The organism is Fictibacillus sp. KU28468 (genome assembly GCF_026153615.1).
In the GTDB taxonomy this organism is placed as follows: domain Bacteria; phylum Bacillota; class Bacilli; order Bacillales; family Fictibacillaceae; genus Fictibacillus_C; species Fictibacillus_C marinisediminis.
Genome location: NZ_CP110666.1, coordinates 551,442 through 572,005 on the forward strand (window position 1 = coordinate 551,442; position 20,564 = coordinate 572,005).

The 20,564-nt window shown below is 42.7% G+C and carries 21 protein-coding genes; 13 read left to right on the top strand and 8 right to left on the bottom strand.

Translation table 11 applies throughout. The annotated features are described in order from the left end of the window. Window positions 1–10: 10 nt before the first annotated feature. Complete coding sequence (locus OKX00_RS02820; RefSeq protein WP_265409335.1) at window positions 11–1,252, top strand: phage portal protein; 1,242 nt, start codon at window positions 11–13, stop codon at window positions 1,250–1,252. Beyond that, window positions 1,252–2,943, top strand: coding sequence for a phage major capsid protein (locus OKX00_RS02825; RefSeq protein ID WP_265409336.1), 1,692 nt, complete (start codon window positions 1,252–1,254; stop codon window positions 2,941–2,943). Before OKX00_RS02820 ends, OKX00_RS02825 begins: the two co-directional genes overlap by 1 nt. Window positions 2,944–2,982: 39 nt before the next feature. On the opposite strand, the gene OKX00_RS02830 is transcribed toward OKX00_RS02825, so the two are convergent. Together OKX00_RS02830 and OKX00_RS02835 are read right to left on the bottom strand one after the other, a co-directional pair. Further along, a complete protein-coding gene (locus OKX00_RS02830; RefSeq protein ID WP_265409337.1) occupies window positions 2,983–3,333 on the bottom strand; it encodes a hypothetical protein in 351 nt (116 codons plus the stop codon). Window positions 3,334–3,399: 66 nt separating this feature from the next. Then, window positions 3,400–4,233: a hypothetical protein gene (locus tag OKX00_RS02835; RefSeq protein WP_265409338.1), complete on the bottom strand. Its 834-nt coding sequence runs from the start codon at window positions 4,231–4,233 to the stop codon at window positions 3,400–3,402. A gap of 201 nt (window positions 4,234–4,434) precedes the next feature. Between OKX00_RS02835 and OKX00_RS02840 the strand changes: the two genes are divergently transcribed. Both OKX00_RS02840 and OKX00_RS02845 read left to right on the top strand, forming a co-directional pair. Further along, window positions 4,435–4,650: an acyl-CoA thioester hydrolase gene (locus OKX00_RS02840; RefSeq protein WP_265409339.1), complete on the top strand. Its 216-nt coding sequence runs from the start codon at window positions 4,435–4,437 to the stop codon at window positions 4,648–4,650. A 93-nt stretch (window positions 4,651–4,743) separates the two neighbouring features. Next, the gene (locus OKX00_RS02845; protein ID WP_265409340.1) at window positions 4,744–6,219 is read left to right on the top strand and encodes a recombinase family protein; all 1,476 of its coding nucleotides are present in this window, start codon (window positions 4,744–4,746) and stop codon (window positions 6,217–6,219) included. Between the two features lie 38 nt (window positions 6,220–6,257). Here the strand turns inward: OKX00_RS02845 and OKX00_RS02850 are convergent, their stop codons facing one another. Further along, complete coding sequence (locus OKX00_RS02850) at window positions 6,258–6,785, bottom strand: hypothetical protein (protein ID WP_265409341.1); 528 nt, start codon at window positions 6,783–6,785, stop codon at window positions 6,258–6,260. 12 nt (window positions 6,786–6,797) lie between these two features. After that, the gene (locus OKX00_RS02855) at window positions 6,798–7,541 is read right to left on the bottom strand and encodes a DUF4145 domain-containing protein (RefSeq protein WP_265409342.1); all 744 of its coding nucleotides are present in this window, start codon (window positions 7,539–7,541) and stop codon (window positions 6,798–6,800) included. A 219-nt stretch (window positions 7,542–7,760) separates the two neighbouring features. Between OKX00_RS02855 and OKX00_RS23300 the strand changes: the two genes are divergently transcribed. The 9 genes from OKX00_RS23300 to OKX00_RS02895 all read left to right on the top strand — a co-directional run bounded on the left by OKX00_RS23300 (window position 7,761) and on the right by OKX00_RS02895 (window position 15,453). Continuing rightward, entirely contained in the window at window positions 7,761–7,811 is a 51-nt protein-coding gene (locus OKX00_RS23300; RefSeq protein ID WP_416054324.1) for a hypothetical protein, read from the top strand. Window positions 7,812–7,891: 80 nt separating this feature from the next. Beyond that, window positions 7,892–8,461 carry a DEAD/DEAH box helicase family protein gene (locus OKX00_RS02860; protein ID WP_265409343.1) on the top strand — a complete coding sequence of 190 codons (570 nt, stop codon included), beginning with the start codon at window positions 7,892–7,894 and terminating at the stop codon, window positions 8,459–8,461. A 298-nt stretch (window positions 8,462–8,759) separates the two neighbouring features. Continuing rightward, window positions 8,760–9,425: a M15 family metallopeptidase gene (locus OKX00_RS02865; RefSeq protein WP_265409344.1), complete on the top strand. Its 666-nt coding sequence runs from the start codon at window positions 8,760–8,762 to the stop codon at window positions 9,423–9,425. Between the two features lie 57 nt (window positions 9,426–9,482). After that, complete coding sequence (locus OKX00_RS02870) at window positions 9,483–11,072, top strand: ABC transporter substrate-binding protein (RefSeq protein ID WP_265409345.1); 1,590 nt, start codon at window positions 9,483–9,485, stop codon at window positions 11,070–11,072. 22 nt (window positions 11,073–11,094) lie between these two features. After that, entirely contained in the window at window positions 11,095–12,099 is a 1,005-nt protein-coding gene (locus OKX00_RS02875; RefSeq protein ID WP_265409346.1) for an ABC transporter permease, read from the top strand. A gap of 10 nt (window positions 12,100–12,109) precedes the next feature. After that, window positions 12,110–12,991, top strand: a complete 882-nt coding sequence (locus OKX00_RS02880; protein WP_053356772.1) for an ABC transporter permease — start codon at window positions 12,110–12,112, stop codon at window positions 12,989–12,991. A gap of 12 nt (window positions 12,992–13,003) precedes the next feature. Then, window positions 13,004–13,969 carry an ABC transporter ATP-binding protein gene (locus tag OKX00_RS02885; protein ID WP_265409347.1) on the top strand — a complete coding sequence of 322 codons (966 nt, stop codon included), beginning with the start codon at window positions 13,004–13,006 and terminating at the stop codon, window positions 13,967–13,969. After that, window positions 13,966–14,907: an oligopeptide/dipeptide ABC transporter ATP-binding protein gene (locus OKX00_RS02890; RefSeq protein ID WP_265409348.1), complete on the top strand. Its 942-nt coding sequence runs from the start codon at window positions 13,966–13,968 to the stop codon at window positions 14,905–14,907. Before OKX00_RS02885 ends, OKX00_RS02890 begins: the two co-directional genes overlap by 4 nt. A gap of 12 nt (window positions 14,908–14,919) precedes the next feature. Further along, window positions 14,920–15,453 carry a helix-turn-helix domain-containing protein gene (locus tag OKX00_RS02895; protein WP_062237413.1) on the top strand — a complete coding sequence of 178 codons (534 nt, stop codon included), beginning with the start codon at window positions 14,920–14,922 and terminating at the stop codon, window positions 15,451–15,453. A gap of 185 nt (window positions 15,454–15,638) precedes the next feature. On the opposite strand, the gene OKX00_RS02900 is transcribed toward OKX00_RS02895, so the two are convergent. The 4 genes from OKX00_RS02900 to OKX00_RS02915 form a co-directional block, all read right to left on the bottom strand. After that, window positions 15,639–16,166: a DinB family protein gene (locus OKX00_RS02900; RefSeq protein WP_265409349.1), complete on the bottom strand. Its 528-nt coding sequence runs from the start codon at window positions 16,164–16,166 to the stop codon at window positions 15,639–15,641. 119 nt (window positions 16,167–16,285) lie between these two features. Further along, window positions 16,286–17,632 carry an amino acid permease gene (locus tag OKX00_RS02905; protein WP_265410453.1) on the bottom strand — a complete coding sequence of 449 codons (1,347 nt, stop codon included), beginning with the start codon at window positions 17,630–17,632 and terminating at the stop codon, window positions 16,286–16,288. A gap of 99 nt (window positions 17,633–17,731) precedes the next feature. Continuing rightward, window positions 17,732–19,108 (bottom strand): NAD-dependent succinate-semialdehyde dehydrogenase, encoded by a 1,377-nt coding sequence (locus OKX00_RS02910; RefSeq protein WP_265409350.1) that lies wholly within the window; start codon window positions 19,106–19,108, stop codon window positions 17,732–17,734. Window positions 19,109–19,126: 18 nt separating this feature from the next. Next, window positions 19,127–20,467: an aminotransferase family protein gene (locus OKX00_RS02915; RefSeq protein ID WP_265409351.1), complete on the bottom strand. Its 1,341-nt coding sequence runs from the start codon at window positions 20,465–20,467 to the stop codon at window positions 19,127–19,129. Between the last annotated feature and the right edge of the window lie 97 nt (window positions 20,468–20,564).

Below are 20,564 nucleotides of genomic sequence, written 5' to 3' on the forward strand. Positions count from 1 at the left end.
AGATAGGTATATGGGTTTCTTTAATTTTTTTAATCAAAAAGATATTGAGGAACGATCGTTTTACTCAAGTAACGGACAAAATTTAGCAATTATTTCATTACTTGGCGGTTCGCATATTACTGAAGAACAAGCCATGAAAATTCCATCAGTTGTTGCTTGTATGAACTTGATTGAAGGCACAATTTCTCAACTTCCGATTTATTTATATCAAGAAAACGGTCAAGATGTTGTGAAAGTACCTGACAAGAGAAACAGACTTCTAAACGTTGAAGCCAATTATTTTACAAACAGTCAAAGCTTTAAAAGAAAGATTGTTAAAGATTACTTATTCTATGGCAAAGCCATTATCTATGTAGAGAGAAAAGGCAACACTATTGTTTCTTTGAATGCTCTTAATGCTAAAGATGTTCAATTTAAACAGTATACAGGGGATGGAATTACCCTTTCTAATATCGAAGTGACTTATAACGGTTTAGCCACATCTGTTCAGTTGAATTATGAAGATCTAATCATTATTGATTCGGGTAATGAAGGAATTTTGAAGTATGGAGTCGATACTTTAGAATTGGCTCTTGAACAAAATACTTACTCAAGTAATTTATTAAAAAATGGAGCATTACCTATTGGTGTAATTCAGACAATGAATAGGTTATCTGATACTGCTATCAAACGTTTACGAGCAGGTTGGGAATCACTTTATGGTGGCTCAAAGAATTCTGGAAAAACAGTTATTCTTGAGGAAGGTGTAGAATATAAGCCAATTGCTTTAAATCCAGAGCAGCTGCAACTTACCAACTCTAGAAAGGCAACTAACGCTGATATATGCAAACTATTTGGTGTTGATGAATCTTTGATAAATGCAGAGTTCAATAAATACAGTGCAAATTCACAACAGAACTTGGCATACCTTCAATATACTTTGGCTCCAATTATCGCTGCTATTGAAAGTGCTTTTGATAAATCAATGTTGTTAGAAAGTGAGAAGGATAATGGTTATTACTTCCGTTTTGATACTTCTGAGATTCTTCGTGGAACTCCAAAAGAACAAATTGAATCAGTTGGAATTGCTGTAGAAAAAGGCTTGTTAAGTGTTAATGAAGGACGAGCTGTTCTTGATAGAAATGCCATCAATAAAGATTACTTCATGTGGTCATTAGGTCATGTTCTTTATGACGCTAAGAAAGATGAAATGATCGTCCCAAATATGATGGGAACTATCGAAGATGGCAAGGCCAAAGAAGGTGATAACTAATGGAAATGGAACTTAGGTTCAATGATTCTGACATTCAAACGCATGAAGATGGTTCAATGACAGTGAGTGGATATGTAAATAAAACAGAACAGTTTAGTGAAATGTTAGGGCACTCACAGCGATTTAAAGAAAAAATTGCTAAGGGTGCCTTTTCTAATGCAATCCAAAAAGCAAAAGAAATACATTTCCTTGCAGAGCATGATTCTAAACGGATTTTATCTTCAACAAGAAATGGTTCGCTACAACTTCATGAAGATGAAAAAGGACTTTATATGTCCGCAACAATCAGTCCAACATCTTGGGGCAAAGACTATTACGAACTGATTAAATCAGGCATTTTGAGAAATATGTCTTTCGGTTTTCGAGCAATCAAAGATAGTTGGAAGAAATCTGTTCAAGGTTATTTTGAAAGAACCGTTCAAGATTTAGAGCTGTTTGAGGTTTCAGTTGTTCGTGATCCAGCATACTCAAGCTCTACAATTTCTGCACGAGGAATTGATGTTATTGAAGAAATTGAAATTCCTGTTGATGTGAATGATGGAGGTACTCAAGAAATGAATAAAAAGGCACTCATTGAAAAGAGAAATGATTTGCTTTCGGAGTTAGAAACACTTGCAAACTCGATTGAAGCACGTGGTGTAACTGCTGATGAAGAAATTCAATCTTCATCTTTGAAAAATGAGATTGAACTGTTAAATAAAAAAATCAATGGAAATGAGGAAAGAAATATGATGGAAGTATTAAGTGTAACTGACAATGCAGTAGAAAAACGTGGGTTTGAAGCATTTCTAAAGTCTCAATTTAATTCTGATGAGGTTCGTGCAATTACAACAAGTGCAACACCTGGTCAATTAACAGTACCATCATCCATTGCTGATGAAATCATTAAGAAACTTGAAGAGGTTGCTCCACTATTTGGTCTATCAAAACAGTTTCCAAGTGTCAGTGGAAAACTTGATGTATTGAAAGAAACTTCAATTGGCGGTGCTCAATGGTTAGATGAGATGGAAAATGCTACAGTTCAAGATTTCTCTATGGAAAAGGTTACTCTAGAACAGAAACGTTTGACAGCTGCTATTGAGTTATCACAAAACCTAGTAAATGATGCTGGCTTTGATATTGTAACTTATGTTGTAGATTTATTGGCTCAACGTATTGCTAACTCAGTTAACCGTGCGATTGTAAATGGAACAGGTTCTAATCAAATGGAAGGATTCCTTAATGCAACTTTATCAAACGCAGTGGTACAAACAGCAACGGTTGGTTCAATCGGTACTGATGATGTTCTTGATCTATTCAACTCAATGAATCCAGAACTTGTTGAAGGTGCAGTGTTTGTTATGAACCGTTCAACTTTTAACCTTGTTTCTAAACTTAAGGATGCAAACAATCACTATTACCTTGTTGATTTTAAGAATGGTAGTGGAGCAAAATATTACACAATGCTCGGTTTGCCAGTACTAATTTCTGATGTAATGCCAGATATGGCAGTTGGAAATAAAACAATTGCTCTAATTAACATGAACAAAGCATATGGAACTCTAATCAAGAAAGGCATTGATGTTAAGCATATCGTTGCAGATACAACTCAAGCTCTTCGTGGTTCCCAGTTGATCGTCGCAGATATCTATCTTGATGGTAAGGTTATTAACGACCAAGCTGTTCGATTCCTGCAAATTAAAGCGTCCTAATAAATAGAGAACGGTATTAATTTACCGTTCCCTCTCTCTTTATTGTCCGGCGGGGACAGCTTGTCTTTTCTCGGCGGGCAATTTCATTCCTTCTAAAAATTGAGGGAGTGCATCATCTTTTTTATGACGCTTATTTATCACATAATCACCATTAGCGCCTTTATCAACTCGTACCTTAAACTTTTTATTCCTATATTTTGCTATTACAATTCTTACATCTTCATTTGTTATTTCACTAAGATAAACAATATAATAATCAATGAAACGGAGTTGTGCTAGGTCTGTGCTTACTGTTCTTAATCCATATTTATCACTCACTAGTCTTTTTTGATACTTATCATTTAAATTTTTTAGATATTCATCATTTTTGTTATGATTTTTAAGTGCCATAAAATCCTCCTTTTATAAATAGTAATTTAAAATATTCATAAAATTCCTATTTTATTCTATTCCTCTTTAGACCACCTTCTTTAATTTCTCAATAGAATTGACCCTTTGTTTAATAACAGATTTCTGAACCGCAGCAAGTTTCCTCGTATTTAGAAAGCAATGTTTGAAAATAATCCATAAGCTCATGTATTTTTGTTTTTTATTTAATTCGAACCCGGAAAATATATAAAGTCGGGCCCAAATCTCCTCATAATAACGTGTTGCCTTTAAAAAGATGAGCAAAGGCAGATGTAGAAAAAGGAATAATTCTAAAAACATCTTTTCCCAAAAAACCAACTGTTTTAAATCATTTATATTTGCAACAAACGTTTTAAATGCATAAGCCAAAATCCAGACACCAATTCCAGCCATAAGCCATCCTAACCACTTTTTTGCTGCATTATATTCTGAATGGTAGTCAATATAAGTAATCATTATGGCCATTGCTGTTATTACAGGTACCAGAACTAATTCAATAAAAATATTAAAGGTGTACTCACCAATAATAAATAAGGGGATAATACTAAGTTTTAATAAACCTAAAAACATCTTAGGTACATTGATTTTTTCGTAATCTGTGGCTACTGTAGCGATCATTGGAAATAGACCAAATAAAATAACTTTCCAATAATCTTTGATAAGTCCCAAACCAGTAATGATTTTAAAGTGATTTAGCAGTAAAAAGATTAGGAATATATATATGATTGTTATCACCATTAATGGGTGCTTGATTAATTCTCCGGCCGTTCTAAAAATATTACTAACAGTTCCTAATTGTTTATTTTTCTTGAAACCTCTAAGTGCATAGATTGCAAATATGGAAATCCATATTAAAGTTGCTATTTCCCTCGTGCTAAACATTTCTCAGACTCCAAATCTCTTTTTGAATATTTTACCACGTTCAATCCAGTAATTGGTTCTTTTTCACTACTACATAATTCTTTTTTGTTTGTAAACCAAAATTAAAATAAAGAAAATTTCCCCTCGTGTTAGGTTACAATCCCAAATTTTCTATGCATAACACATGTGTAAATACAAAAATGCACATGGAGTGATATATAAATGAAAACTATTTTTGGACAAATAACTCAATATGTTGAACTTATTAATCAAGAAAAATTAAACAACGGCTCAACTAAAACAACATTTAAATTCGGAAAATTATACGTGGTTGGCCATAGCAATAGACCATCTTCTGAATCACTTAATAGAGTTGCAGACGAAATCAATGTAATTGCTGAAAATCACATAAATGAAATTGATACTCAAATAGCTTAAGTATTTCACTTAGAAAACAAATCCATTTAATTATTTCCAGTTTTTGTTAAAATTATATTATATACAAAACATCACAAAAGGACGTGAAACGTATTGGAAACAGTTAAAGAAATAGCAATATATTTAAGGAAATCTCGAGATGAGTCTGATGGAAAGGAAGATGTACTTGCAAAACATGAGTCACTTTTATTGGAATATGCAAAAAAGAGGGATTTGAAATTTAAAGTATATAAGGAAATTGGTAGTTCCGAATTTATTGATTCTCGTCCACAAATGATTCAACTGTTAAAAGATGTTGAACAGGATTTATATGATGCTGTTTTAGTGGTTGATCTTGATCGACTATCTCGTGGAGATTTTGAAGAGATGGGGCGTATTAAACGAATCTTTCGAACTTCCAATACACTTGTTTTAACACCAAACAAAGCATATGACTTTAACAATGAAGATGAATCTGTAATGACTGATATTGAGATGGTCTTTGCAAACCACGAGTATAGGATGATTAAGAAAAGGATGATGCGAGGTAAAAAGCAAGGTGCTAAGGCTGGAAAGTGGACTAATGGAACTCCTCCCTATCCATACATTTATAACCGAATTACAAAAGAACTTGAGGTTGATGAAGAAAAATCAAAGGTCTACAATCTAATGAAATCACTTTTCTTAGACAAGATGATGCCTCCGCATGAAATAGCATGGGAACTGAATAAATTAGGTTTTAAAACTAATAGGAATGCTGATTGGCATGAAAATTCGGTTCGAAGAATTCTTATCAGTGAAATTCATTTAGGTCTGATTACATATGGAAAAACAACTGGTAATGGACATAAAAGTAAACCGAAGTCTGAATGGATATTCTCCGAAGGAACTCATGAAAAGCTTAAAACTGATGAAGAACATCAAAAAATCTTAAATATTTTAGAGGCAAGAAAAATAATGCCTAAAGGTTCAAGAACTAACGTTCAGGTACTATCCAAAATACTGTTCTGTGGTAAATGTAAAAGCACATTAGCGTTTACAGTAAGTCCAACTGGAAGAGTATTTGTAAAACCTTGCGGGAGAGCCGATCGTTTGGGTAACCGCTGCAAGAACAGAGGTGTTAGTGCTGAAGTAATATTTGCTCAGTTAATGTTTGATTTAAAGGTGTTCCAAAGTCAGTTGCTAAGTAAAGAACCAAAAAAACAATCTACAGATAATAGTTCATTAAATCTCGCCTTAAGTCTAAAACACGAAGAACTGGAACGATTGGAAAATGGAAACGACCGAATAAGAGATTTATATATTGAAGGTTTGCTTGATAAAAATGAAATGAAGTTGAAGTCTGAAAAGTTGCTGATTCAAATACAAGCCAAGCGTGAAGAAATCCGATTGATTAATCAGTCCCTTGCTGATGTTGAAAACACAAAAACAAACGAAGAACGAGTGGTATTGATTAACGAGTTTAAGAAAGCTTGGGATACTAAAGGAATCAGTAATAAGGAATTGAATAAACTTGCAAAAGAGATTATTGATCGAATTGAAATGAGTCGAGATGGCAATTACATAAAGATTAATATTAAATTTCTATAGTAAAGACTAAAGCCATCAAAAATAGATGGCTTTTAGTTTTATCTAATTAGAGTTTTTAAGTGTGCTATGCCATCTGCGGACACCCTTAAAAACTTTATTTTTCCGGCTTTACGAACTTGGAATGTAAGTTTCTTTTCTGTTAACCGATCAAGTGTCCGAGATGGATTCGTTAATTTTATGCCGTGTTCTTTTAATGTATCATTAACTTCTTTTGTCTTAAATTCATTTTCTCCAGAACTTATCTGTACAAAATAAGCAGTTAATAAAGCTTTATCTGCGTCTGTAAGTTCGTCATTAAATTTATGTTTCCACTCACCGAATGTACTTGATACTTCAAAATTATCTTTATCTTTTTCTACTATTACTCGTAACTTGTGCTCTTCCACTTCTTTTTGTTCTTCGTCTATTGTTTCTTCATACTCATCTTCAGTTTCATCAACATATAGTTGAGCAATAATATCCACTATAGATTCAAGATTATCCATTTGTTCTTTAACAAAATTCTCTGAATCTTCAAATTCTAATTCACCAGTATGAACGTTAATTTTAACTTTTGCAGAACTCACAGCATTTCCCCCTTATTTTCTTATTCCTGATTTATATAAAAGTTCTTCTATTGTAGCTCTATAGTTAAGAACAACTCTATCAATATCAGTTTTTCTTGCATTAAAAAATACTTTATGAGCCGAGAAATTACCCAATTCTCTGAAATCATCTAGAGAATCTTTTGTATTCCTTGAAAGCCCTAATTTACTATTTGTTTTTGCATTGTTAACAATATCCACTAACATACGATAATTTCCCAAGACATCCTTAATCTCGGAATCTAACTCTTTATGTTCATATGAATGGATTAGCAATATTTCAAATAATCTCCTCATTAATACTGCGCAGCCGTCAAAAATATTGTTTTCATATGAAGCATTAATTTGGTCAGATAAATTTATAAGATATCTTCTAGTGTTTTGATAAAGTTCTTTTGGTATCACTAAACCATCTGAATTAAGCTTAATTTCTTCACTTTTCACATCATCAAAGACAAAAGATTGTTCAGCTTTAAGGGATGCTAAAACCTTAATATGTAATCGAAAATGGTTTTTGCTGGTTCCTCGAACAAAATCTTTTAAATATATTAATTTTTTTTGGAGTCTGGATTTATTGGGTCTGTGCATTCCGAGGTTATCAAACAAATCACTCATTTCATCAATGGTAAACTGAAATTCTTTTTCCATGGATTGATAATAAAATGAAATTAATTTTACTTTTTCTACTTCATTTTTAGAAAACAAATCTACAGCTGTTGAAAATGAATGTATATCCATTTTTACTTCATCACAACCATTTCTTTAAAGTTCTTACAACATGAATATATTACCATATTTCTACAAATAACCACAGAAACTATTTAGTATTTTTTGAATTTTGATTTCATAAGAAGGGAACTAGCATGTACTGGGCCTTTAGGTTATTCCTAGCGTTTGGACTAAGATAATGAAATATAAGTTTCGTATAATTACATCACATTAATGCTTAGTTTTGGAATGTTTGTTATCGCTGTTCTCGATTTTCATAACCATGATAAGAAGTCCTAGTAAGGAAAGGTCTGTTACAACAGGAGATAAGCCTTGCTTTATGGAATAATAGGATGAAACCATACAGCGCAGGAGGAACTATGAAATTCGTATTACTATTTGGTCCGCAGGCGGTCGGGAAGATGACCGTTGGACACGAATTAACTAAATTAACAGATTTAAAGCTGTTTCACAATCATATGACGATTGAATTGGTTCATCACTTTTTCGATTACGGATCGAAAGCTGGGAGCCGTCTCGTTCACTCCTTTCGGGAGCAGATCTTTGAAGAAATAGCCAAAAGTGACCTTTACGGGTTGATTTTCACCTATGTGTGGGCGTTTAACGAGCAGGGTGACTGGGACTATGTAGAGAAGGTTTGCAGGATATTCGAGTCCAGGGGCGCCGAGGTTTATTTTGTCGAGCTGGAGGCCGATGTGGAAGAACGATTGGAGCGGAACAAGAGCGAATTCCGGCTTGAGCAGAAGCCGACGAAACGCAATCTGGAGTGGTCGGATAACGAACTTATCACTTCCAGGGATAAATACCGGCTGAACTCTCTGGATGGCGAGATTAACGAGATTAAGAGGAAGAATTATTTGAGGATTAATAACACGCATCTGAGTGCGGAAGAGACGGCACGGATGATTAAAGAGAAGTTTATTCTTTAAAAAACGAGTTACCAACCCACCCGGCATAGGCAGTGTGGGTTGTTTTTTGTGTCTGGGAGCGGAATACTGTCCGATGTGCAGGATTTACTGTCCAATGTGGGAAAAATACTGTCCGAAGTGAGGAAAATACTGTCCAATCTCCCGCATTTACTGTCCAATCCCCAATCCTCATCCCAAAACCCTCCCTTTTACCCAGGAATATATTCCAACAGAGGATTGCAATATTATGTCAGTGAATATATCATTATATTTAATATATTGTTAGAAAATTCAATTTATTGAAAAGAGGTGTAATTATTTGTCAGACGAAACCCACTCGGATTCCGCCGCAAATGCGACTGATCAGCAAGACCCCTTACTCTCCCTATCCAACATCTCGCCTAGAATTGATGTGTATCCTTACTATTACCGCATGAATCTGCCAGGATCAGAAAACGATTGTTTTTTGCGAAAGGGCACGGTTGAAAAACTCATCAAAGCAGCAGAAAAGCTCCCGAATGGCCTGAAGCTGGTCATTCTTGACGGCTGGCGATCCTATGAAACTCAGCTTGCTCTCTATCAAGCCATTAAAGCAGACCTTGAAGCCAAAAACCTCACCCCGGAAAAAATCCAGGAAGAAATCTCAAAATATGTAGCGATTCCGACGCGTGATCTTACGAAGCCTTCTCCGCACCTTACGGGTGGAGCAGTGGACCTGACGATTGCAGACGAGAAGAGCTGGCTCGACATGGGGACAGACTTTGACGATTTTACCGAAAAGGCAGAGCTTGAATGGTATGAAAAAAAGCATCAGCTGACTCAGCAGGAAGAAACCATCAGGGACAACCGCAGACTGCTGCGGAAGGTGATGGAGGAGGCGGGCTTCATTTCCAACTCGGAAGAATGGTGGCACTATGATTACGGAAATCGAAGGTGGGCGAACGCAACAGGCAACAGCATTCTCTATTTTGGTATTTCGAAATAGGCTCCTAGAATCGGCATAACTTTTTCACAAAACTATTAAGGGTTATGGAGGAGAACGATGAAAAAGAAACTTAGTTTGTTACTCATTGCTGTAATGATTCTTGCTTTGTTATCGGCCTGTGTGAAGAATTCGAACGCAACACCATCTAACGGCGAAGGTTCAAAGGACTCAAAAGCGGCAAGCGGAAAGGATGTCCTGACGATTGCGACGACTGCTGACCAAGGTACCATTGATCCCGCAGTAACAATGGATAATTCCGCATGGAAACTTACATATCCGGCATATGAACGCCTTGTGGAGTACGACGGAGGAAGCACGAAAGTAAAACCCGGACTCGCGAAGGAATGGAAAGTAAGCAAAGACGGCAAGACTTGGACGTTTACCCTGAACGAAGGACACAAGTTTGCTGACGGAACCCCTGTGGACGCACAAGCCGTCCAAAAAAGCTTTGAGCGCCTCAAGAAAATTGCAAAAGGCCCCTCAGAAGTATACAGCCTCGTTTCCGAAATTAAGGCTGAAAATCCTGCAACCATTACGTTTAAACTCAAAGAAAACTTCCCGCCTTTTCTATCAACATTGGCAGCGAACTACGGAAGCATCGTAAATCCTAAAGTCATGGATCATGAACAGAACGGTGACTCAGGGCAAAACTATCTTGCGACAACAACGATGGGAAGCGGCCCTTATAAACTCGCAAAATGGAAGAAAGGCGAGTATGTGAGACTGGATCAGAACAAGTATGCCGCTAAAAAACCAGCGTTTAAGAAGGTTTATTTTAAAATTGTTGCCGATCCATCTGCACAGCGTCTTCAGCTGGAAAAAGGCGAGATTGATGTTGCGGAAGGCATTCCTGTAGATCAGGTCAACAGCGTGAAGAAGATGAAAAACGCCAAGCTGCTTCAGGAACCAAGTCTGCTCGTGGAATATGTGTACGTCAACTCCAGCAAAGGCAATAAAGCCCTTCAGAACAAGAAAGTACGTCAGGCTTTGAACTATGCTATCGACTACAATAAATTGATCGACGCGGTACAGCAAGGGTACGGAACACAGATGCGCGGACCGATTCCTAAAGGTTTATGGGGCCATGACGACCAAGCACAGCAGTACAAGTATGACAAAGCAAAAGCAAAATCGCTTTTGAAAGAAGCAGGCGTATCCAATTTGAGCCTGGACCTTCTGTATTCGGACAACAAAACCTGGTGGGAAACGGAGGCGTTAACCATTCAGTCGAACCTGAAGGACATTGGTGTAAAAGTGAACCTGAAAAAAGTAGCATACGCGACTTCAAGGGAAATGATCGACAAAGGCGATTTTGATCTGGCGCTTGGAATGTGGAGCCCGGACTTCGGTGATCCGTACGCGTTCATGAACTACTGGTTTGATTCCAAGAACTTCGGACTCGCCGGTAACCGTGCGTTTTACAAAAGTGATGCCGTCGATCAGAAGCTGAGGAAAGCGGCCACGTTAAACGATGAAAAGAAGCGTGAGGCCCTGTATCAGGAGGCTCAGAACATGGTCATTGATGATGCACCTTACATTCTGCTGTATCAGAAGGACTTCCTCCTTCCGATGAACAAAAACGTAAAAGGTTTCGTGTACAATCCGATGCTCGAGAGCATGTATAACCTTGCAGATATGTCCAAATAACAGACAAGTGGAGTGTTGAAACATGAAGAAGATGATTCTAAACCGAATGGGCCTCCTTCTCTTCGTCGTGTTCGGCGTCACTTTGGTCTCCTTTCTGCTGTCACACGTCATTCCGGGTGATCCTGCCCGGATGATGGTCGGGCAGCGGGCCAATCAGGAAACCCTGCAGCAGGTACGCCAGCAGCTCGGGTTGGACCAGCCCCTTTGGATTCAATATGAAACGTACATGAAAGGAATAGTTAGTGGTGATCTTGGAACGTCTATCCGTACGCAAAAGCCGGTCCTGGATGATCTGGAAGCCTTTTTTCCTGCCACGATGGAACTGGCGGTGATTGCTTTTCTCTTTGCCTTAGGCATCGGCATTCCTCTCGGCGTGCTGGCGGCAGTGAAAAAGAACAGCATCTGGGATCATGCCAGCCGGATCTTTTCCATCAGCGGAGTTTCCACGCCTGTATTTTGGAGCGGGCTTGTTATGATCTTAATTTTTTACGGCTATTTGGGATGGTTTCCAGCCAACGGACGTTTGGACATCAATATCCATCCGCCGACTCACATCACAGGCTTTTATATTTTGGACAGTCTGCTGAGCGGAGATATGGTCGCACTGAAAAGCAGTCTTCATCATATTCTGCTGCCGGCCATCGTGCTGTCTTACGCGCAATTAGCGGTCATTACGCGGCAGGTGCGGGCAAGCATGCTTGAAATTATGGAGCAGGAATACATTCGTACAGCGATTGCCAATGGCATTCATGGGCCCTTCTTGTTCTTCCGTTACGCACTAAGAAATGCGTTGATTCCCACTATTACCGTCGTCGGCATTTCCTTTGGCTCACTCTTAGGGGGAGCCGTGGTGACTGAAACGATTTTTGGCTGGCCGGGTATGGGAAAATACGTGGTCGACTCGATTGCCTATCTTGATTTTCCGGCCATGATGGGCTTTACCCTGCTGATCGCGGTCGGATACGTCATCATCAATCTCATTGTGGATCTGACGTATTACGTTTTGGATCCGCAAATTAAAGGATAGGAGGGAGGACATGGAGACACCTCTGCACAGGGAAACCAATCAGCCCCAGCCGATTAAGGCGGTTCACCCTTTCTGGTACAAGCTGAAACAAAACCAGATGACGTGGGTGGGCATAGGCATTCTGGCATTCATCGTCCTCTGTTCGCTGCTCGCGCCGGTCTTGACTTCCTATGACCCAACGCAAATTGATATCTCCCAAAAGTTTCAGGCACCGTCGCTTCATCACTGGTTTGGTACGGATGAAGTAGGAAGGGATATTCTAACGAGGATCTTGTACGGAGCAAGGATCTCGCTTGGTGTCGGGATCACCGTTATCATCATTGCGAGTATCATCGGAATTCTAATAGGAACGGTTTCAGGTTATTTTGGCGGCGTGCTGGACTTGATCATCATGCGGATCATGGATATGGTGATGGCCTTTCCGACGCTGATCCTGGCGATGGCTCTTGCTGCTGCTCTTGGACCGAGCCTGCAAAACGCGATGCTCGCCATAGCAATCGTGAAGATACCAGTCTATGTCCGGCTTGCTCGGGGGGAGTCGCTCGTTATTAAGGAAAAATTGTTCGTGAAATCTGCAGAATCGTTCGGGATTAACCCATGGCGGATCATTGTGAAACACATCGTTCCAAACTCCGTGTCACCGGTCATCATTCAAGCGACTCTTGATGTCGGCGATGCCATCCTCATGATCGCTACGCTCGGTTTTCTCGGTTTGGGAGCTCAGCCGCCCACACCGGAATGGGGCGCGATGATCAGCATTGGCTGGAAATACTTATTGGATTATTGGTGGTACCCGGCATTTCCTGGATTGTTCCTCTTCCTGTCTGCAGGTTCGTTAAATTTAATTGGTGACGGGATCCGTGACATTCTGGATCCCAAGGCCGGACGTTAGGAGGGGTGCATTATGGTATTGGAGATGAAAGATTTATGTGTGGATTTTACAGGCATGAGAGGTAAGGTTCAGGCCCTTCGCAATGTCAGCCTTTCGATTGATAAAGGAGAAATTTTAGGGGTTGTGGGGGAGTCGGGTTCAGGTAAATCGGTGACCGCTCTATCCATTTTAGGGCTGCTCGGCTCCAACGCTCACATCTCAAACGGCGAGATCTCCTATCTGGGACAGAACCTTATGAGGCTTGGAAAAAAAGAGATGCAGAGCCTTCGGGGCAAGAAGATCGGCATGGTGTTTCAGGAGCCGATGACCGCCCTGCATCCAACGATGAAAGTTGGGAATCAGCTCGCAGAAGTGATGAAGCGCCATCGCGGCGTCTCGAAAAAAGAAGCGTACCGGCTGGCCGTTCAAGCCTTGCGTGAAGTGCATATCCATGATCCTGAGTTTGTGGCTAAAAAGTATCCGTTTGAATTGAGCGGAGGCATGCGCCAGCGGATTGTGATTGCACTTGCGATGTCTGCACCACCCGATCTGCTGATCGCCGATGAGCCAACAACTGCCCTTGATGTTACCATTCAGCAGGAAATTTTACAGTTGATCAAAGAGCTGAATGCCAAAAGAGGGACGTCCGTCCTATTGATCACGCATGATTTAGGTGTTGTGTCCAGGGTGTGCGACCGAGTCATGGTCATGTATGCCGGAGAGGTGGTGGAGGAAGGGAAGACAGAAGAGGTCTTGAACGCGCCTTCTCATCCGTATACGGAAGCACTGCTGCACGCCCTTCCTGATCTGGCGGATCCCGGCCAGCCGTTAAAAGCGATTCCAGGTGAAGTTCCAGATCTTCAGAACCGGCCGGCTGGCTGTGCCTTTGCTTCGAGGTGCAGCAAAGCTATCGATATATGCGGTGTTTCTGCGCCTGCTCTTGAACCGGTATCAGATAACCGTTCAGCAGCCTGCTGGTTGAGGGGGACAAGCCATTGAGTACACTCATTCAATTTGAAAAAGTGGAGAAGTCGTTTTCTAAAGGGAAGCATGTGATTCAGGCGGTCAGTGACGCTAATCTTCGTGTTAAAAAAGGAAGTGTTCTCGGACTTGTCGGTGAATCAGGCTCCGGGAAGAGCACGATCGGAAAGATGCTGATCGGCCTGGAAGTGCCATCAGATGGAATAATTCATTACCAAGGGAATCCTTTATGGAAAAAGAACAAATTTAAGCGTCCCCGGCCGGGCGAAATCCAAACCGTGTTTCAGGATCCGCAGTCTTCACTCGATCCGCGGATGCGGGTGAAGGATATTATTCTCGAGCCGCTGCTGGCACTGGACAGCAAGCAGCGAAAAGAAAAAGGAGAGCGCTTGCGCCTTATTTCTCTGATGAAACGGGTCGGATTAAAAGCGGAGCACCTTGACCGCTATCCGCATGAATTCAGCGGCGGGCAGCGTCAGAGGATTGCGATTGCCCGTGCACTCATCACTGATCCTTCGTTTATCGTGCTGGATGAACCAACCTCTGCACTGGATGTCTCGGTTCAGGCCCAGGTGCTGAACTTGCTGAAGGAACTGAAGAGAGAACGTCAATTAACGTATCTGTTCATTTCCCACAACATGTCTGTGATTCGATACATGTGTGATCAGATAGCGGTCATGTACAAAGGCAGAATTGTGGAGCTGGGCCCTTCAGCTGAGCTCTTTGAACGGCCGGGCCATCCATATACAAAAATATTGCTTTCGTCTTTGCCGAGTATTTTTGAGTCAGAGGATGCGGAAAAGTTAAGTTTTGCACAGCCTGCTGAAGTGAAAGCGGGGAATGAGGCGTGTGTGTTTTATGATCGCTGTCCTTTCCGGATGGAAGTTTGCCTGAAGGCTCCCCCGTTTGAAAATAAGACAGAGGAGCATGGCTTTGCCTGTCATCTCCAAGAATAAGGAGGAGTAGCTTTGATTCAGGGAGAGCGGCTTCGAGAACTGCGGAAGCAGCGCAACTTCACGCTGCAGGAATTCGCATTGCAAACCGGATTAAGCCCCAGCCTGCTGTCTCAGATTGAGCGAGGACTGGTCGATCCCACGGTCAGCACGTTTTGGAAAATCTGCAGCAGTCTGAGTGTTCCTCTGCATTACTTTTTTGAAGGTGTGGAAGAAGATGAGCTCGTCGTACGGAAACAGCAGCGCCGGTTGATCCAGCTTTCTGATGAAAAGGTAAAGTACCATGAGCTGACGCCAAACCGCGGTGGGAAACTCGATTTTCTGATGGTCGAGATCGAGCCGGGGGAAATGAGTGAAGCAGAGCTTGTTTCTCACCAGGGTGAAGAGTGCGGGATTGTGCTGAAGGGTGAACTGAAGGTTATTTTGGGAGAAAAAGAGATTCATCTTCATGAAGGAGACAGCATACATTTCTCTAGCACGACGCCTCATCGGTATATTAATTCTGGAGAGGGTGTGTCGGTGTCGATTTGGGCGATGACGTCGATGTAAGCAAATTAGGAAACCCACCCGGCATAGGCCGTGTGGGTTGTTTTGTGATGTGTGAGGGAAAATACTGTCCGAAATGCAGAATTTACTGTCCAGAATGATAGAAATACTGTCCAAAGTGAAGGAAATACTGTCCAATCTCCCACATTTACTGTCCAAACTGCAATTATGGTAAACTACCAGCCGTCTTACTTCTTCAATATCCCCAAATATTCAATCCACGGCCCAACATCTGTCCTGTACCTTTCCGCCATCACACGGACGATTTGAGCGATGTGCGTCATATCATGAACGACCCACGTAGAAATGAGTTCTCGCCCTTTTACTGGTCCAAATGCAGGGTGGGTTCCTTTCTTTTCAAGAAGCGCTCCGTCATCATCCATCAGCGTTTTTAGTTTATTGATATTTTCTGTTCTAAGAGATTTGAATTCAGCCAGCTTTTGTTCAATCGGCGTCTCAGGTTCATCATTTATATGAGCATAGCGATCAAACGGGGGAAAAGGTTTACTTTCACCGTCCTGAAGAATCATCTCCAGCCTTGGGATCCAGTTGCTTTTCTCTCCCTCAATGAGATGATCGATTACTTCATCTGCATTCCACGTTCCTTCGCCTTCATTGCATTGCAGCCAGCCAGGGGATAAATCGGACAAAAAATACGCTAATGATTGCGGGGTGCGTTCCAGAATTTCTATCGCTTCTGTCATACTAAAATTCATCATGCCACTCCTTTCTGTAAATGAAATTCAACTAAACGATCAGAAAATCCTCCAGCCATAAAACCGCAAAAACCCCACCCTCCAGCCAGCAAACCAGCAAAAGGGCGGGGCTTCCTTATTTAATCAATCATCGGGCTTGCCGTTTTTTCTTCATAACGGCTTCTCTCGGCTTCATTTCTCTTTTTCAATAAGAAATAGGAAGCGATGACCGCTGCTGTTACGAGCAAGGTAAGGAGCAGCTGTGAGCGCATGGAGCTGATAAATGCCATCGACACAAGAATGACGACGATGCTTGCGATCACAAAGTACGATAAGCCCGGGAAGAGCCACATTTTCAATTCAAGGGCTTCGCCTTTAGCTTCTGCTCGACGCCGGATCACGATGTGCGAGATGGCAATCGCCAGGTATACGATCAAGGCGATGGCACCGGATGCGTTGACGAGGAACTGAAACAGCTTGTCCGGTGATACAAAGTTAAAGATGGCAGCGATAAAGGCAACGATGGTTCCTGCCCAAACCGCCCGGACCGGAACGCCTTGCTTGCTCAGCTTAAGGAATCCTTTTGGTGCATCTCCACGCTGAGCGAGAGAATAAATCATGCGTGAGTTCGTATAGAGTGCTGAGTTCAAACAGGAAAGCACAGACGTCAAGACAACAATGTTCATGATCAGGCCTGCACCTGGAATGTTGACCATCTTCAGCATCGTTACATATGGGCTTTCCAGCGCAGTTGTTGAGTTCCACGGCAGCAAGGTAACGAGAATGGCGACGGAACCGATGTAGAAAATGAGAATACGCCAGACAACACTTTTGATGGCGATCCGGATCGTCTTTTTCGGATCTTCTGATTCGCCTGCCGCAATGGCCGCAATCTCAGCTCCAAAGTAGGCGAAGATGACGGTTGCTACTCCAAGGAAAATAGAGCTTAATCCGTTCGGAGCAAAACCGCCTCTTCCGACCAGGTTGGCTGTGTCCGGAGATTTAATGCCCGGGAACAGATGGAAGATGATCGCCAATCCGATTCCCATAAAGAGCGTGATGGCGACAATTTTGATTAATGCGAACCAATATTCGAACTCTCCGAATGATTTAACGGAGAAGATGTTGGTCATGGTGAGCAAGACGGTTAAGATGAGGCTCCATGTCCAGATCGGAATGGAAGGAATCCATCCGTGAACAATCGCTCCGCCGGCTACAGCCTCGATGGCGATGACGATGACCCAGAAGAACCAGTAGAGCCAGCCGATGGTGTATCCTGCCCATGGCCCGATGGCTTCACGGGCGTAGGTGGCAAATGAGCCGCTGTCCGGATTGCGGGCGGCCATCTCGCCAAGCATCCGCATAAGGAACACGACGAGTATGCCGGCAAATGCATACGACATGACGGCGGCCGGTCCGGTAGAGTTGATGACGGAGCCTGCGCCGACAAACAGCCCTGCTCCGATAATGCCTCCCAAGGAGATCATGGTGATGTGCCTTGTTTTCAGTTGTTTCTGCAGTCCTTCTTTATTCTTCAATCGTTTTCGCCTCCCTGACCTTTTATAGTGAAAGTATGGTTCAAAATGCTATAAGCCGATGGAAACGTATTTCACTTCCAAATACTCCTCGATTCCAAAATGGCCGCCTTCCCGGCCCAATCCGCTTTGCTTCGTTCCGCCAAATGGTGCCTGAGCGACGGACGGCAAGGCATCGTTCAATCCGACGATGCCATACTCGAGCTCTTCGGAAAGGGTGAGTGCGTGGCTTAGGTTTTCTGTATAAACATAAGCTGCAAGGCCATAAGGTGTGTTGTTGGCCCGCTCGATGACTTCCTCTGCCGTTTTGAACGTGGCGATTGGTGCCAGCGGTCCAAACGTTTCTTCGTTCATGCAGAGCATGTCGTCGGTTGCGCTTGTGATGACGGTCGGCTCCATGAACAGGGAGCCCTCATGAGATGATCCGCCGCAAGCAAGCGTTCCGCCTTTCTCCAGAGCGTCCTGCACATGCTGCTGTACTTTTTCAACAGCGTTTAGATCAATTAACGGCCCGATGTCCGTTCCGTCTTCCAGGCCGTTTCCTACTTTTAGCGCTGAAACAGCTTTTACAAAAGCGGTGCTGAACTCCTCTGCGATCGAATCCTGAACATACACGCGGTTTGTACATACGCACGTTTGGCCAGCGTTTCGGTACTTGGAAGCGAGCAATCCCTGTACGGCTTTTTCAATATTGGCATCCTCCATCACGATAAAGGGAGCGTGTCCGCCAAGTTCCAGGGAAATCTTTTTCACCGTATCGGCAGCTTTCCGCATGAGCAGCTTGCCGACTTCAGTAGAACCTGTAAACGAGATCTTTCGCACGCGTGTGTCTTCCATCCAGGCGTCCGAGATTTCAGCTGCTTCTCCGGTTACGACCTGCAGCACGCCTTTTGGTATGCCGGCTTCCACAGCAAGTTCAGCCAGCCGGATGGCCGTTAAGGGTGTTTGTTCCGCTGGCTTGACGACCGCCGTACATCCTGCAGCAAGAGCAGGAGCCACTTTTCTCGTAATCATGGCGGCCGGGAAGTTCCATGGCGTAATCGCGGCGATCACACCGACGGGCTGCTTCTGCACGAGGATTCGCTTGTCTGGATGGGAAGCGGGAATAGTTTGCCCGTACACCCGTCTTCCTTCCTCCGCATACCAGGAAATGAAGCTGTTGGCGTAGGTGATCTCGCCGATCGCTTCTTTTAACGGTTTTCCTTGTTCACTTGTCATGAGTTCGGCCAGTTCCAGCTTGGATTCTTCAATGAGCTGGTGCCATTTCATAAGCAGGGCAGCGCGGTCTTCAGCGGTCCGTTTCGACCAGCTTTTAAACGCAATATAAGCAGCATCCGCTGACGCACGGGCTTCTTCTCGTCCTCCGTTCGGTACGGTATCGACTACGGCGTTTGTTGCCGGGTTGGTTACCTCGATCAGTGATAGCATGAGATCCCTCCTGTGTTTCTAGTTGAATGTTGAAACGGCTTTGCTTTCTACCGCTTCGATCGCTTCGTTTAAAATCTGGATGAGTTCGCTGATTTCCTGTTTATTGATGATCAGCGGCGGTGCGAATACGAGCGTATCCTGGTTATCGAACGTAACAGAACGCATGATGAGCCCGCGTTTCGCCGCTTCTGCCAATACTTTTGGAGCGAGTGGCTCCGGGAATCGTTCGTTGGTATCTTTGTTCTTCACGAGTTCAACCGCTCCTATGAGGCCGAGTGCTCTGACGTCACCGACAATCGAGCGTTCTGACTGGATCTGTTTAAAGCCTTTCAGTAATTCTTCACCCATCACACGGGCATTATCGATTAAGTTCTCTCGTTCAAGGATCTCCAGATTCTTCAATGCAACGGCACAGGCCATCGGATGTCCGCTGTACGTGTAGCCGTGAAGAAGCGTTCCTTCTGACAGCTCGATAAAATCGTTGTGCATCGTTTCTGAGATCATGACACCGCCGAGCTGGGCATAGCCGCTTGTGATCCCTTTTGCGAAGCACATCATGTCAGGCGCAACATCATAATGGTCAATTCCGAAATACGTACCGGTACGGCCGAATGCAGTAATCACTTCGTCCGTGATAAAAAGGATGCCAAACTCGTCACAGATGCTTCTGATTTCTTTAAAATAACCATCCGGTGCGATATGAACGCCGCCTGCTCCTTGAACCGGTTCCGCGATATAAGCAGCAACCGTTTCAGGGCCCTCTTCCTGAATCTTGTCTCTGAGTGCTTGCGGTGAAAAATGATCCACATAATAAAAGTCCGGAGCCAAGGAGTTCGTGAAATCACGGAACGGCTTGAGGCCAGTCGCGCTTGTCGCTCCCATCGCTACCCCGTGGTAGGACTGCGATCTGGAGATGATTTTCTTGCGCTCCGGCTGGCCCTTTAAGATCCAATAGTGGCGTGCGAGCTTATAGGCCGTGTCGTTGGATTCAGATCCGCCTGACGTAAAGAAGGTCGCGGTCAGATTGCCTGGTGCGATCTCAGCCAGTTTTGCGGCCAGTTTGATCGCGGGCTCGTTGCTGAAGGTCGCAAAGCAAGAGCTGTAGCCGAGTGTTTTCATCTGCTCGTAAGCCACTTGACCGATTTCCTCGCGCCCATGCCCGATGTTCACGTTCCAAAGAGAGGAGAGGCCGTCGATGGCGCTTCTTCCTTTTAGATCATAAAGGCGGATGCCTTCGCCCTTCGTTAAAATAAAATCAGGCCCAGTTGCCTGCTGCTGCTTGATTGCTGTTGTTGGATGCAAAAAATGCTTTTTATCAAGTTCTGCCAATTGTTCATAGGATTTTTGAGTTTCCATCATAACCACCCTTTGCCAGTATGTTTGCACTTTTCAGATTTATAAGCGCTTTCAAAAGATAGTTGCAAGTTCCGTGCCAAACAGTGATGTAAGGTTTTGA

Coding starts and splice junctions, on each gene's coding strand:
- OKX00_RS02820 (WP_265409335.1), top strand. CDS start 11: ATGGGTTTCTTTAATTTTTTTAATCAAAAAGATATTGAGGAACGATCG.
- OKX00_RS02825 (WP_265409336.1), top strand. CDS start 1,252: ATGGAAATGGAACTTAGGTTCAATGATTCTGACATTCAAACGCATGAA.
- OKX00_RS02830 (WP_265409337.1), bottom strand. CDS start 3,333: ATGGCACTTAAAAATCATAACAAAAATGATGAATATCTAAAAAATTTA.
- OKX00_RS02835 (WP_265409338.1), bottom strand. CDS start 4,233: ATGTTTAGCACGAGGGAAATAGCAACTTTAATATGGATTTCCATATTT.
- OKX00_RS02840 (WP_265409339.1), top strand. CDS start 4,435: ATGAAAACTATTTTTGGACAAATAACTCAATATGTTGAACTTATTAAT.
- OKX00_RS02855 (WP_265409342.1), bottom strand. CDS start 7,541: ATGGATATACATTCATTTTCAACAGCTGTAGATTTGTTTTCTAAAAAT.
- OKX00_RS02860 (WP_265409343.1), top strand. CDS start 7,892: ATGAAATTCGTATTACTATTTGGTCCGCAGGCGGTCGGGAAGATGACC.
- OKX00_RS02870 (WP_265409345.1), top strand. CDS start 9,483: ATGAAAAAGAAACTTAGTTTGTTACTCATTGCTGTAATGATTCTTGCT.
- OKX00_RS02875 (WP_265409346.1), top strand. CDS start 11,095: ATGAAGAAGATGATTCTAAACCGAATGGGCCTCCTTCTCTTCGTCGTG.
- OKX00_RS02880 (WP_053356772.1), top strand. CDS start 12,110: ATGGAGACACCTCTGCACAGGGAAACCAATCAGCCCCAGCCGATTAAG.
- OKX00_RS02885 (WP_265409347.1), top strand. CDS start 13,004: ATGGTATTGGAGATGAAAGATTTATGTGTGGATTTTACAGGCATGAGA.
- OKX00_RS02900 (WP_265409349.1), bottom strand. CDS start 16,166: ATGAATTTTAGTATGACAGAAGCGATAGAAATTCTGGAACGCACCCCG.
- OKX00_RS02905 (WP_265410453.1), bottom strand. CDS start 17,632: ATGATCTCCTTGGGAGGCATTATCGGAGCAGGGCTGTTTGTCGGCGCA.
- OKX00_RS02910 (WP_265409350.1), bottom strand. CDS start 19,108: ATGCTATCACTGATCGAGGTAACCAACCCGGCAACAAACGCCGTAGTC.
- OKX00_RS02915 (WP_265409351.1), bottom strand. CDS start 20,467: ATGATGGAAACTCAAAAATCCTATGAACAATTGGCAGAACTTGATAAA.